Source organism: Segniliparus rugosus ATCC BAA-974 (assembly GCF_000185725.2).
GTDB lineage: Bacteria > Actinomycetota > Actinomycetes > Mycobacteriales > Mycobacteriaceae > Segniliparus > Segniliparus rugosus.
Window position 1 is genome coordinate 1,298,463 of sequence record NZ_KI391953.1, and the last position, 13,234, is coordinate 1,311,696.

The window sequence follows — 13,234 nt, forward strand, 5'->3', positions numbered from 1 at the left end:
TGCCTCAAGGTTGCGGCAGCCGGGGCCTGAGAACTAAGGAGGTTCGAGAATGACCCAGCAGTTGGCAGTCAGGCAGGACGCGGCGGAGTTCGCGGAGGAGTCCGAATCCCATCCAAACATCGTGGTGACCGGTCGTCGCGTTGTCGTTCCGGAGCATTTTCGGGAGCACGTCGCCGAAAAGCTGTTACGTCTGGAGAAATTCGACCCGCGCTGCCACAGGATTGAAGTGGAGCTCGCCCACGAGGCGAATCCCAGGCAGTCCAAGCATTGCCAACGAGTCCAAGTGACCGTGCTGGGCAAAGGCCCGGTCGTCCGCGCAGAAGCTCGGGCGGAAAACTTCTACGCCGCTTTGGAGCTCGCCGGAGACAAACTCATGGAGCGGCTGCGGCGGAGCAAGGACCGCCGTCAAGTGCACCAAGGCTTGCACCGCCCGACTTCGGTCGCCGAGGCCACGGCGAACGGGTACGCCGGGTTCGTCCCAGGCCGAGACGCGATCGCGCGCGACAGGGCCGATGGCGCGTCCGCAGAGGGCCGCGTCCAGTCCGGGCAGTGGGACGTCGAGCTGGACAAGGAGCCCTCGGGGCCGGGCCAGATCGTCCGAGTCAAGTCGCACCCCGCCGCGCCGATGAGCGTGGACGAGGCGCTGTCGCACATGGAGCTGGTCGGCCACGACTTCTACCTGTTCCACGACGAGGCGACGGGACTGCCCTCGGTCGTGTACCGCAGGCACGCCTTCGACTATGGGCTGATCAGATTGGAGCAGTAGCCGCGAGCGCCGCGCTGGCGCGACGCGCTCCTACGAGTTCGCGTCGCGCCAGCGGATGGCCTCCCGCAGTGTGGCGAAGTCGTAGTCGGGTCCACTGGCCCCGACGGTGAAGAGCGTGACCCCGGCCTTGAGGAAATCGTCGGCGACGCCGGGCGCTTCGGAGGGGGCGACCGCCTCGATGACCGTGCTGCCCGACCCCGGCCAGTTCATCGAGCGCTCGATCTGCGCGGTGTCGCGACCGACGGCGGCTCCGTGCTCTTCGAGCAGTGCGTTCTTGCGGAGGAATTCGGGCAGGGGGAGAAAGCTGTGCCAGATGTCGGCGTGCTTGGCCACTTCGCGCAGCGTCTTGCGCTCGCCGCTGCCGCCGATCAGAATCGGCATGTCGTGGCGGGGCGGAGGGTTGAGTCTGGCCAGGCGGGCTTTGACCCGTTCGAGGTTTTCGGAGAAGAGGCCGAGCCGGGAGCCGGGGGCGCCGAACTCGTAGCCGTACTCGTCGTAGTCCTTCTGGAACCAGCCCGCGCCGACGCCGAGGGTGACCCTGCCGCCGCTGATGTGGTCGACGGTGCGGGCGATATCGGCGAGCAGGTCCGGATTCCGGTAGCCGAGGCAGGTGACCAGCACGCCGAGCTCGACGTGAGAGGTCTGCTCCGCCCACGCGGCCAGGAGGGTCCAGCCGTCGCCGAAGTGCGTTCCGTCGGGGTCGCCGTGCAGCGGGTAGAAGTGGTCCCAGTTGAAGATGATGTCCACGCCCGTGTCTTCGGCTCGGGACACGGCTTCGCGGATCGCTCGGTAATCGTGGGCGTGCTGCTGCTGGAGCTGCACGCCGACACGGATTTTGCGGGTGGTCATGGCAACGCCTTTCCACGCCGTCCTTCGGGGCGGTCCAATGCCGTCAAAGGGGCGTGCCCCGAGCATAACGCGCCCGATCAGCTCCGTCCCCTAGTATAGATGCGTTCGCCGGATGAAGGTCCGGCTTCGAGAAGAACGTTGGGCAGGGGATGCGAACTTGCCTGGCGACGAGAGAAATGGGTGCTTCAGTGTCGTTGCTCGACAGGCTGCTGCGAATCGGAGAAGGCCGGGCGATCAAACGCCTCGGCGACGTCGTGAGCCGGGTCAATTCGCTCTCCGACGAGTACGAGAAGCTGACCGACGCCGAGCTTCGGGCGAAGACGGACGAGTTCAAGAAGCGGCACGAGGACGGCGAAAGCCTCGACGACCTGCTGACCGACGCGTTCGCCACGGCGCGGGAGGCGTCGCGCCGCGTGCTGTCGCAGCGCCACTTCGACGTGCAGGTCATGGGCGGGGCGGCGCTGCACTACGGGAACATCGCCGAGATGAAGACGGGCGAGGGCAAGACCCTCACCTGTGTGCTGCCCGCATACCTCAACGCGTTGACGGGCGAGGGCGTGCACGTCGTGACGACCAACGACTACCTGGCCAAGCGCGACTCCGAGTGGATGGGCCGCGTGCACCGCTTCCTCGGCCTGAGCGTCGGGGCCATCCTTGCCGGGGGCGGCTCCGCCCGCCGAAGGGAGGCGTACCACGCCGACATCACGTACGGGACGAACAACGAGTTCGGCTTCGACTATCTGCGCGACAATATGGCGCACAACGTGAACGACCTGGTGCAGCGCGGCCATTCGTTCGCCATCGTGGACGAGGTCGACTCCATCCTCATCGACGAGGCGCGCACCCCGCTCATCATTTCCGGCCCCGCCGATTCCTCCTCGAAGTGGTACGTGGAGTTCGCGCGGATCGCCGAGCGGATGCAGAAAGACGTGCACTACGAGGTGGACCTGCGCAAGCGCACCATCGGCGTGAGCGAAGCCGGGGTGGGCTTCGTGGAGGACCAGCTCGGCATCGGCAACCTTTACGAGGCCGCGAACTCCGCGCTGGTGAGCTACCTCAACAACGCGGTCAAGGCGAAAGAGCTCTTCACGAGGGACAAGGACTACTTGGTCCAGAACGGGGAAGTGCTCATCGTCGACGAGCACACAGGCCGGCTCCTGGTGGGCAGAAGATACAACGAGGGCCTGCACCAGGCCATCGAGGCCAAGGAGAACGTCGAGGTCAAGGCCGAGAACCAGACCTTCGCGACGATCACTTTGCAGAACTACTTCCGCCTCTACGACAAGCTCGCGGGCATGACCGGCACGGCTCGGACCGAGGCGAGCGAGTTCCAGCAGATCTACAAGCTCGGCGTGGTCTCCATCCCCACGAACCGGAGCATGATCCGCACCGACCAGGCCGACCTGATCTACCGAACGCAGGAGGCGAAGTTCGACGCGGTGGTCAAGGACGTCGCAGAGCGGCATGAGAAGGGACAGCCGGTGCTCATCGGCACCACCAGCGTGGAGCGCTCGGAGACCCTTTCCCGGCTCTTGAAGAAGAGCAAGGTGCCGCACACCGTGCTCAACGCGAAGTACCACGAGCAGGAGGCGGCCATCATCGCGCGCGCGGGCCAGCTCGGCGCGGTCACGGTGGCGACGAACATGGCGGGCCGAGGCACGGACATTGTGCTCGGCGGCAACGTCGATGTCATCGCCGACCAGCGTCTGCGCGAGCAGGGCCTGGACCCCGTGAACACGCCGGAGGAGTACGAGGCCCAGTGGGAGTCGACCCTCACCGAGGTGAAGGAGGAGGCCGAGAAGCAGGCGGAGAAGGTTCGTGAGGCGGGCGGGCTCTACGTCCTCGGCACCGAGCGGCACGAATCCCGGCGGATCGACAACCAGCTCCGAGGCCGGGCGGGCCGCCAGGGCGACCCTGGGGAGTCGCGGTTCTACCTCTCCCTCGGCGACGAGCTGATGCGCCGGTTCAACCAGGGCATCTTGGAATTCGCGCTGCGCTCGGGCGGGCAGCCCGACGACGTCCCGCTTGAGCACAAGCTCGTGACCAGGGCGATCAAGACCGCGCAGACCGACATCGAGCAGATGAACTTCGAGAGCCGCAAGAACGTCCTGAAATACGACGACGTGATGAACGAGCAGCGCAAGGTCATCTACGCCGAGCGTCGGCGGATCCTGGAAGGCGAAGACCTCGGCGACCAGGTCCAGCACATGATCACCGACACCATCACCGCGTATGTGAACGGCGCGACGGCGGAAGGGTACGCGGAGGACTGGGACCTCGGCGCGCTGTGGGCGGCGCTGCGCACGCTCTACCCGGTCGGGATCACCCAAGAGCAAGCGGTGCCGACCGACAAGCGGGGCCAGCGGAAAGACGTGAGCGCCGAGGAACTGCTCGAATTGCTCCTCGAGGACGCCCGCGCGCATTACAAGAAGCGCACGGAGGAGATCAATTCCGTCGTCGGCGAAGACGGGATGGCCCAGCTGGAGCGCATGATCATGCTGCAAGTGCTGGACCGCAAATGGCGTGAGCACCTCTACGAGATGGACTATCTCAAGGAGGGCATCGGCCTGCGCGCGATGGCGCAGCGCGACCCCTTGGTCGAGTACCAGCGCGAAGGCTTCGACATGTTCACCGGCATGCTCGACGGCTTGAAGGAAGAGGTCGTCGGTTTCCTCTTCAACGTGAGCGTCACCGTCGAGGCACCTCCTTCTGGCCCGGCGCAGCCAGCGCAAGCCGAGCAGGAGCCGTCATCCGGGGAGGAGCAGCCCCAACTGCAGGTCGCGCGCGCGCTCGAGGCTCCGTCGGAACCGGAAGAGCCGCTCACGTACACCGCGCCGGGCGAGGACGGCTCCGCTGTGGTGAGCCGCAGCCCCGCGCCGGGCGAGCTGGGGCCGGGCACGCGCCGGGAGCGCCGCGCCGCCGCCCGTGATCAGACGAAGGGCGGCAGAGGCTTGAGGCGGGGACGTTGACCGAGCCGGAGGGGCACGTCCCGTCGGATCAGACATGGCGGGTGTTCGTGCCCGCGACCTTGCCGCTCTTGGCCGAATGGCTGGAGGCCGGGGAGATCCGTCCCCGCTCGGGCACGGCGTTCGCGGTGACGCCCGCATTGCGCGAGGCGTACGCCAGCGGCGACGAGGAAGAGCTCGCCGAAGTGGCGCTCGACGAGGCCGCGTTGGCCGCGCTGCGGCTGCTGTCCGGAGAGCCTGGGGCTCCTCCGCTGCGGGTCGTGCTCGTCCTGGAGGTGCCGTCGGCTCAGCCGCGCCCCGACCTCGACGACGCGGTGGTCCGGATCCAGGGCCCAGTCGGGCTCGATGCGGTCGACTGCCTGTACGTCGATCTGCTTTCGGCGAAAGAAGCCGTGGCGAAGGCTTCGGCGGTGGTGGACGCGGCAGACCTCGGCGACCCGGACGCGGAGCATGTCGTGGCCGACGCGCAAGACGAGCCTTTGGCGTGGTACGCCTCCACGGAGCTGTCCTTAGTCCTGCATTTGGCCGACTAGCCCTGGCCCGGCTGGCGATCTGCGGCGTTCCCCGATTCGCAGAGCTTGTGGGGGAAGCCCGCATCGCGTGCCCGCCAGTTCCTCTCGGTCCGCGCGTCGCGGCCCGGCGCGTCTCGCAGCCCATCCCGCTGGGCGGTCCGGCGACTGGCTTCCCTGTCCAGCAGTCAGGGGAGCTGCCGCGTATTGCGTAATAGCGCATCGGCGCTGGCCGTTAGACTCGCGATATGGGTATACGCACCTGGTTGGAGAAGCCCGCGCAGCACGTTCCGACGCGGAATTGGGGTGTGAACATGGTCAGGGGGGCGGTGGCCCGGTTGTCGCATCCGCTGTTGCCGGACGACTACGCGCAGCTGTTCAACCCGCTGTGGTCGGCCCGCGAGCTGCGCGGCCAGATCATCGAGGTGCGTCCGGAGACCGCGGACTCGACCACGCTGGTGATCCGTCCGGGCTGGGGGTTCGACCCGAGATTCGCGCCCGGACAGTACGTCGGGGTCGGCGTCCGGATCGACGGCAGGTGGGTGTGGCGCTCGTATTCGTTGACGAGCGTCCCGGCGTATTCCATCCGGGGCAGGGCGCTGCACGAGCCGCTCTCGGTGACTGTGCGCGCGGTGCCTGCGGGCAGGCTCTCCACGCACTTGACTTCGGGAGTGCGTCCGGGGACGGTGGTGCGCTTGCAAGCCCCCTCGGGAGACTTCCGCCTGCCCGATCCGCTGCCTGGGAAGATCCTCTTCCTCTCGGCGGGCAGCGGGATCACGCCGGTGATGTCGATGCTGCGTTCCCTCGCAAGGCAGGACATGCCGGTCGACGTCGCCCACGTGCACTCCGAGCGGACCGAGCAATCGGTCATCTTCGGCGGCGAGCTGCGCGAGTTCGACCGGAATTTCGCCAACCTCGCTTTCCACCTCCAGCTCACCGGCGCGCAGGGCCGCCTCGACGAGCGTCGCCTTGCCGAGTTCGTCCCGGACTGGCGAGAGCGGCAGACGTGGGCGTGCGGTCCTCCGGAGCTGCTGGAGTCGCTCGCGTCGTGGTGGTCGGCGGCGGGAGTCCCCGAGCGGCTGAAGACGGAGCAGTTCTCGTTGCGCCGCAAAGGCTCGCCGGAGGGATCGGGCTCGGGAGCGCTCGGCGGCACGATCCGTTTCGAGCGGTCCAAGAAAGAGGTGACGGCGGACGGGGCGACGACCATCCTCGAAGCGGGCGAGGCGGCGGGCCTGGTGCTGCCTTTCGGCTGCCGGATGGGCATTTGCCATACCTGCACCGCCCAGCTCTCCGCAGGTGTCGCATGTGATCTGCGCAACGGCAATTTGCATGAAGAGGGCGAGCGCATACAAACTTGTTGCACCGCTGCTGTCGGAAACTGCATTATCGACTTATAGTGGTCAGTGGGAGCCGTCACACTCTGTGGCGGTTGGCCACGGAAGGCCATAGAAGACATGGCCTCGTCCGGGTTTGAGCGCGTGATCGACGGTGATCGCGAGCCATGAAGCAGACTGCGGAGGTCGATATGGCGATCAGCGACATCAAAGAGTTCGCGCACCTCACCGAGGCGGACGTCGAGGCCATCGGCGCGGAGCTCGACGCGATCCGCCGCGAGGTCGAGAGCTCGCTCGGGGCGCGCGACGCCCGGTACATCCACAACACGATCCGTTTCCAGCGGGCGTTGGAGCTTGTCGGGCGGGCCGTGTTGGTCGGCAGCAAGCGGCGGGGCCTGTGGTGGCTCGGCGCGGCGACGCTCGGCCTCGCGAAGATCGTCGAGAACATGGAGATCGGGCACAACGTCATGCACGGCCAGTGGGACTGGATGAACGACCCCGAGGTCCACTCCAGCGTGTGGGAGTGGGACAACGTCGGGGCCTCCGCCCACTGGAAGCAGCAGCACAACTACACGCACCACAAGTACACGAACATCGTCGGGATGGACGACGACGTGGGCTACAGCCTGCTCCGCGTGACCCGTGACATCCCGTGGAAGCCGATGAACATCGGCAACGTCTTCTTCAACGCCCTGCTGTGCGCGGGCTTCGAATGGGGCGTGGGCATGCAGCACCTCCACCTGGCGAGCGGCATGGTGAAAGACGGGGTCAAACTTCCGTTCAAAGAGGGCATCAAACTGCCCGAGATCCAAAAGCGGCTCGGCGAGTTCCGGCATAAGGCCGTCCGCCAGGTCGTGAAGGACTACGTGCTCTTCCCCGCGCTGACGGGGAAGGCGTTCCGTTCGACCCTCACGGCGAACGCGACGGCGAACCTCATCCGCAACGTGTGGGCGAACGCGGTGATCTTCTGCGGGCATTTCCCTGACGGCGCGGAGAAGTTCACCACGGCGGACGTCGAGAACGAGACCAAGGGCCAGTGGTATCTGCGGCAGATGCTTGGCTCGGCGAACTTCAACGCGGGCCGGGTGCTCGGCTTCTTGTCTGGGCATCTCTCGCACCAGATCGAGCACCACATCTTCCCGGACATCCCGAGCAACCACTACCACGAGATCCAACAGCGGGTGCGGGCGTTGTGCGAGAAGTACGACCTGCCCTACACCACCGGATCCTTCGCCAAGCAGTACTTCTTGACGTGGCGGACGATCGCGAAACTCTCCCTGCCCGACCGGTTCCTGCGGGCCACGGTCGAAAACGCTCCAGAGACCTCCTCCGAGCTGCGTTTCCGCGTGGACGGGGAGCGGGCGAAGCCGACTACCGACCCCGTGACGGGGGTCCGGCGCGGGCTGAAGACGGCGTACGGGGCGGCGCGGCCCGTGTGGTCGAGGGCGTTGCGGACAGTCCGAGGGCGTGTCGGCCGGGCTGCGGCTCGCCCCGCCGCTCCCTTGGCCGAGGACAGCGCGCTCTAAGGAGCACGATATGGCGATCAGCGACATCGAAGAGTTCGCGCACCTGACGGAGGCAGACGTCGAGGCCATCGGCGCGGAGCTTGGCGCGGCCCGCCGGGATGTCGAGGGCCCGCCGAGGACGGCGGCCTTTGGCGCGTGGGGCCCGGAGGGCCGACGCAGAGTTTTATGATTTTTCATATCAATGTGACGTGCGCGGGCGCCTGGTATGATCCGCGCGACACGCTTTCGGTTGCGGACGGCGTGCCTATTGCTTGGAAAGGTCGATATGGCGATCAGTGACATCAAAGAGTTCGCGCACCTGACGGAGGCGGACGTCGAGGCCATCGGCGCGGAGCTCGACGCGGTCCGCCGGGATGTGGAGGAGTCGCTCGGGGCGCGCGACGCCCGGTACATCCACAACACGATCCGTTTCCAGCGGGCGTTGGAGCTTGTCGGGCGGGCCGCGTTGATCGGCAGCAAGCGGCGGGGCCTGTGGTGGCTCGGGGCCGTCTCGCTCGGCGTCGCGAAGATCGTCGAGAACATGGAGATCGGGCACAACGTCATGCACGGCCAGTGGGACTGGATGAACGACCCCGAGGTCCATTCCTCCACCTGGGAGTGGGACATGGTCGGCGTGTCCGCGCACTGGCAGTACACGCACAACTTCATGCACCACAAGTACACGAACATCCTCGGACTGGACGACGACATCGGCTACGGCACGATCCGGGTCACAAGGGACGACCCTTGGAAGCCCGGCCACCTGGGCAACCTGGTCTGGAACACCCTGCTGACCGTGTTCTTCGAATGGGGGGTGGGGCTGCAGAGCGTGTCGTTGACCAACCACAAGATCGCCGAGATCGAAGACCCCGCCGAACGCGAGCTGGCCAAAAAACGCCGTCGCGAGGCAGTGGCCAAGATCCGCCGCCAGCTCACGAAGGACTACGTCCTGTTCCCCGCCATGACGGGCAAGGCGTTCCGCACCACGCTCACCGCCAACGCGCTGGCGAATGTGATCCGGAATATCTGGTCGAACGCGGTGATCTTCTGCGGGCATTTCCCGGACGGCGCGGAGAAGTTCGCCCAGTCGGACGTGGAGAGCGAGACCCGGGGGCAGTGGTATCTGCGGCAGATGCTTGGCTCGGCGAACTTCAACGCGGGCCGGGTGCTCGGCTTCTTGTCGGGGCATCTCTCGCACCAGATCGAGCACCATATTTTCCCGGACTTGCCGAGCAACCACTACCACGAGATCCAACAGCGGGTGCGGGCGTTGTGCGAGAAGTACGACCTGCCCTACACGACCGGCTCGTTCGCCAAGCAATACTTCTTGACGTGGCGGACGATCGCGAAGCTCTCGTTGCCGGACCGCTTTTTGAAAGCGACCAGCGACAACGCTCCGGAAACCTCCTCTGAGCTGCGCTTCCGTGTGGCGGGCGAGCCCGCGAAGGCCTGGGTGGACCCGGCGACGGGCGTGCGCCGCGGCCTCAAATCGGCGTATGAGGCGACTAAGCGCAAGGCCCGCCGTGCTGCGGAGCGGGCCCGCGAGGCCGCCGACCGCGCGGCGGACCGCGCCCTTGAGGCTGCGGATCGGGCCCGCGAGGCAGCCGACCGCGCTCGCGAGGCGGCGCGTTCGATCGAGCACCGAATCGCCTGAGGCACTTCTGATCGTTGATCAGCTCATAGGCCGAGGTCCGAGAGTTCGGGGTGATCGTCCGGGCGCCGCCCGAGCGGCCAACGCAACAGGCGCTCGGCCTCCGCGATGGGCAGGTCGTTGATGCAGGCGTGCCGATGCGTCATAAGGCCGTCGGGCCCGAACTGCCAGTTCTCATTGCCGTACGAGCGGTACCAATTGCCGGAGTCGTCATGCCATTCGTAGGCGAAACGGACCGCGATGCGGTTGCCGTCGAAAGCCCAAAGCTCTTTGACGAGCCGGTAGTCCAGCTCCCGGTCCCACTTGCGGGCGAGGAATTCGACGATGCGCTCGCGTCCGGTCACAAACTCCGACCGATTGCGCCATCGGCTGTCCGGGGAATACGCGAGCGAGACCCGTTCGGGATCGCGGGTGTTCCACCCGTCTTCGGCGGCGCGGACTTTGACCAACGCGCTCTCGCGGTCGAACGGGGGCAGGGGCGGACGCTCTTCGGGCACAGCGCCTTCTTTCACGGAGTTCGGATGCGCCGAGAACGGTCGTTCTCGCCCCTTCGATATAGCACAGTCTGCGGGGAGCCTATCTCGGACGGGAGAGGAAGACAGGGTCGGTCTGGTCGGAGAGCACGCCCCCGAGAAAGTATTCGGGCCGGTAGAACTCCTCCGCGCGGGCGGCCACTTCGGTCGCGGGGATGTCGATCTGGCCTTCGCCCGACGCTCGGATCGTCGCGATCGAGCTGGCCCACACCACGCGTGGGATGCCTGCCCAGATGATCGCCCCAGCGCACATCGCGCAGGGCTCGCCCGTGGTGTACAGCGTGACGTCGCGCCAGTCGGCGTTGCCGTGCCGGGCGGTGTAGTCGTTGAGCGCGACGACTTCCCCGTGCCACATGGGGTTTTCCGTGTTGTGGTTGACGCCTTTGGCGAGCATGGCGTTGTCCGAAGTCCGGACGATCACCGAGCCGAACGGGAGACGAGGGTTGCCAGCTGCGGCGTGCATGGCCTTGCGCATGTTCGCCTCGTGCGTCGCGAGCTCCTGGGCTGAAGGTTTGTAACTGTTCAATCTAGCGAGCGCGGCGGCGTGCGGCCCGTCGGAACTCGTCGGCGAGCAGGCGGCCGCCGATGCGCCGAGGGCGGCGGTGAGGAAGGTCCGTCGCGAAGCCGGGTTCACCTGACCAGGGTAACCCGCGATTGTGGATCGCGCAGAAGATCTTGGTGCCCTGACCTGCTCGATTACCCGCTGACTGCCTGCATGAGCCCGCGCACGGCACAGACCCGTTCTCGGTCGGGGAACTCGTCGAGCAGACATTCCGGGTCGGCGGGCGGGCCGAGATGCCCGCAACCTCGGGGACAGTCCTCCGCGGTCTCCGCGAGGTCGCGGAAAGCGCCGAGGACTTGTTCGGCGGTGACGTGGGCGAGCCCGAAGGAGCGGACGCCGGGGGTGTCCACGATCCAACCGCCCTCGGGCAGGGGGAAGGCGCGGGCGTCGGTGGAGGTGTGTTTGCCCTTGCCGATCCTTGTCAGCTCGCCGACCACGCGGTTCGCGCTCGGGGCGAGCCGGTTCACCAGCGTGGACTTGCCGACTCCGGAGTGGCCGAGCAGCACCGTCAGTTGCTCTTCGAACACGCCTTCAAGCTCGGCGAGGTCGTCTTCTTTGCCGCAGCGCACGACGTCGAGGCCCAGCCCGTTGAACCCGGCTTGGAACTGGGAAGGGTCGGCGAGGTCGGTCTTCGTGATCGCGAGCCGAGGGGTGATCCCTTCCGCGTAGGCGGCGACCAGCGCCCGCCGCACCAGGCCCGCGCTCGGCGGCGGGTCGGCGGCTGCGACGACGATGAGCAGCTGGCTCGCGTTGGCCACCACGACCCGCTCAAGCGGTCCGCTGGCGGAGCCCGCCTCGTCGTCGGCGGTGCGCCGCAACGCGGAGGAGCGCTCGTCGACGCGGACGATCCGCGCCAAGGTGTCCGGGGTTCCGGACACATCGCCGTCAAGGTGCACCCGGTCGCCGACCACCACCCCGCGCCGCCCCAGCTCGCGGGCGCGCACGGTGGTGACCAGCGTGTCGGAGCCGTCCATCGCGCAGAGCTGGCGGCCGCGGGCGATGCCGACGACCATCGCGGGTTTCGCCTCGGTGTGCTCTGGCCTGCGTTTGGTCCGAGCCCGGTTCGGAGCCCCCGGCCGCAGCCGGACGTCGGACTCGTCGTACCGGCTGAGGTCTTGTCCGCGCCTCAGGAGCCAGCTCCCGCCGTCGCGCACATCGTGGCCCAGAGGTCGGCGAATCCGGGCAGCGTCTTGCTCGTGCAGTCCACGTCGTCCACCTGCACCCCTGGGGTCTTCAGGCCGATGATCGCGCCAGCGGTGGCCATGCGGTGGTCGGCGAAGGCTTTCCACAGTCCGCCGCGCAGCGGCTTCGGGGTGATCGACAGCCCGTCGTCCAGTTCGACGCAGTGCCCGCCGAGACCGTTGATCTGGGAGGCGAGCGCCGCGAGCCGATCAGTCTCATGGCCGCGCAAATGCGCGACCCCGCGCAGACAGGAGGGGGAGGAGGCGAGCGCCGCGAGCGCGGCGACAGTCGGGGTGAGCTCCCCGACGTCGCCGAGGTCGATGTCGATCCCGATAAGCTCGTCGGCTCCTTGGACGGTGAGCCAGCCGTCTTGCAGCCGCACGGTCGCGCCCATTCTCGCGAGGATGTGCCGGATCGCGTCGCCCGCCTGCGTGGTGGTCGTCGGCCAGCGCGGGACTCGGACCTCGCCCCCGGCCGCCGCCGCGGCGGCGAGGAACGGGCTCGCGTTGGAGAGGTCGGGCTCCACCAACCACTCCCGTCCGGCGATGGGACTGGGCGGAATCCGCCACACGTGCTGCTCGGGCTGTTCGACCCGGACACCGGAATCTTCGAGCATCTGGACGGTCATCTCGATGTGCGGCGCAGACGGCAGCGGCCCGCCGACATGCCGGACGGTCAGTCCCTCGTCGTACCTGGCCCCGGAGAGCAGGAGGCCGGAGACGAACTGCGAGGAGGCGGAGGCGTCGACTGCGACCTCGCCGCCTCGGACCCGGCCTTGGCCTCGGACCACGAACGGCAAGCTGTCGCCGTCCACCGCCACGCCGAGGTCGCGTAGGGCGTTCAGGATGGTGTCGAGCGGCCGGGCGCGGGCCTGCTCGTCCCCGTCGAAGGAGACGGCGCCGGTGGCGAGGGCCGCGGCCGGGGGCAAAAACCGCATGACCGTCCCTGCGAGCCCGACGTCCACCGATGCCTCGCGCAACGGGCCGGGTTCGATGTCCACGGTGGTCTGATCGTCGTGGATCCGCACGCCCGCGCCCATCCGGCGCAGCGCGTCGAGCATGAGGTCGGTGTCGCGGCTGCGCAACGTGCCGACGATCCGGGAGGGGGAGGAGGCGAGCGCCGCGAGCACGAGCGCCCGGTTGGTGATGGACTTGGAGCCGGGCAGGCCCACTGTCGCGTCGAGCGGACCGTTGACCGTAGGCGCGTCCCAAAAGCTCACCTCGCTATTGTCGCAGTCGCCGCCGTTCGCGCGACGAGTGGGGCGTTGCGGTTCGGCCAGGACGGGGCGTGGGAACAAACTCTGGCTCTGGAGTGTTTTCCAGGGCGTAGAGAGGAGTCTGGATCCCATGCCAGTGCTATGCCCCGAACAGGCCGCGC

At 67.5% G+C, this 13,234-nt stretch carries 12 protein-coding genes; 7 read left to right on the plus strand and 5 right to left on the minus strand.

Annotation, left to right across the window (positions count from 1 at the left end; genetic code table 11):
- Positions 1 to 49: 49 nt before the first annotated feature.
- Positions 50 to 766, plus strand: coding sequence for a ribosome hibernation-promoting factor, HPF/YfiA family (gene hpf, locus HMPREF9336_RS06395; protein ID WP_007470157.1), 717 nt, complete (start codon positions 50 to 52; stop codon positions 764 to 766).
- A gap of 30 nt (positions 767 to 796) precedes the next feature.
- Here hpf and HMPREF9336_RS06400 read toward each other — a convergent pair whose 3' ends face one another.
- Positions 797 to 1,615: an LLM class F420-dependent oxidoreductase gene (locus HMPREF9336_RS06400; protein ID WP_007470159.1), complete on the minus strand. Its 819-nt coding sequence runs from the start codon at positions 1,613 to 1,615 to the stop codon at positions 797 to 799.
- A 194-nt stretch (positions 1,616 to 1,809) separates the two neighbouring features.
- On the opposite strand from HMPREF9336_RS06400, the gene secA reads away from it, so the two are divergent.
- The 6 genes from secA (at position 1,810) to HMPREF9336_RS06425 (ending at position 9,583) form a co-directional block, all read left to right on the plus strand.
- Positions 1,810 to 4,584, plus strand: a complete 2,775-nt coding sequence (secA, locus tag HMPREF9336_RS06405) for a preprotein translocase subunit SecA (protein ID WP_040585145.1) — start codon at positions 1,810 to 1,812, stop codon at positions 4,582 to 4,584.
- Positions 4,581 to 5,114, plus strand: coding sequence for a DUF6912 family protein (locus tag HMPREF9336_RS06410; protein ID WP_021030219.1), 534 nt, complete (start codon positions 4,581 to 4,583; stop codon positions 5,112 to 5,114). Before secA ends, HMPREF9336_RS06410 begins: the two co-directional genes overlap by 4 nt.
- A gap of 224 nt (positions 5,115 to 5,338) precedes the next feature.
- Positions 5,339 to 6,487, plus strand: coding sequence for a ferredoxin reductase (locus HMPREF9336_RS06415; RefSeq protein WP_007470165.1), 1,149 nt, complete (start codon positions 5,339 to 5,341; stop codon positions 6,485 to 6,487).
- A gap of 128 nt (positions 6,488 to 6,615) precedes the next feature.
- The gene (locus tag HMPREF9336_RS06420) at positions 6,616 to 7,950 is read left to right on the plus strand and encodes a fatty acid desaturase family protein (RefSeq protein WP_007470167.1); all 1,335 of its coding nucleotides are present in this window, start codon (positions 6,616 to 6,618) and stop codon (positions 7,948 to 7,950) included.
- Between the two features lie 10 nt (positions 7,951 to 7,960).
- Positions 7,961 to 8,119: a hypothetical protein gene (locus HMPREF9336_RS18345; protein ID WP_007470169.1), complete on the plus strand. Its 159-nt coding sequence runs from the start codon at positions 7,961 to 7,963 to the stop codon at positions 8,117 to 8,119.
- Between the two features lie 96 nt (positions 8,120 to 8,215).
- The gene (locus HMPREF9336_RS06425) at positions 8,216 to 9,583 is read left to right on the plus strand and encodes a fatty acid desaturase family protein (RefSeq protein ID WP_021030221.1); all 1,368 of its coding nucleotides are present in this window, start codon (positions 8,216 to 8,218) and stop codon (positions 9,581 to 9,583) included.
- Positions 9,584 to 9,606: 23 nt separating this feature from the next.
- Here the strand turns inward: HMPREF9336_RS06425 and HMPREF9336_RS06430 are convergent, their stop codons facing one another.
- The 4 genes from HMPREF9336_RS06430 to aroA all read right to left on the minus strand — a co-directional run bounded on the left by HMPREF9336_RS06430 (position 9,607) and on the right by aroA (position 13,076).
- The gene (locus HMPREF9336_RS06430; protein ID WP_021030222.1) at positions 9,607 to 10,077 is read right to left on the minus strand and encodes a nuclear transport factor 2 family protein; all 471 of its coding nucleotides are present in this window, start codon (positions 10,075 to 10,077) and stop codon (positions 9,607 to 9,609) included.
- Positions 10,078 to 10,156: 79 nt separating this feature from the next.
- A complete protein-coding gene (locus HMPREF9336_RS06435) occupies positions 10,157 to 10,747 on the minus strand; it encodes a nucleoside deaminase (protein WP_007470175.1) in 591 nt (196 codons plus the stop codon).
- 62 nt (positions 10,748 to 10,809) lie between these two features.
- A complete protein-coding gene (gene rsgA, locus HMPREF9336_RS06440; protein ID WP_007470177.1) occupies positions 10,810 to 11,829 on the minus strand; it encodes a ribosome small subunit-dependent GTPase A in 1,020 nt (339 codons plus the stop codon).
- Entirely contained in the window at positions 11,802 to 13,076 is a 1,275-nt protein-coding gene (aroA, locus tag HMPREF9336_RS06445; protein ID WP_040584667.1) for a 3-phosphoshikimate 1-carboxyvinyltransferase, read from the minus strand. The genes rsgA and aroA overlap by 28 nt, the downstream gene beginning before the upstream one ends.
- Between the last annotated feature and the right edge of the window lie 158 nt (positions 13,077 to 13,234).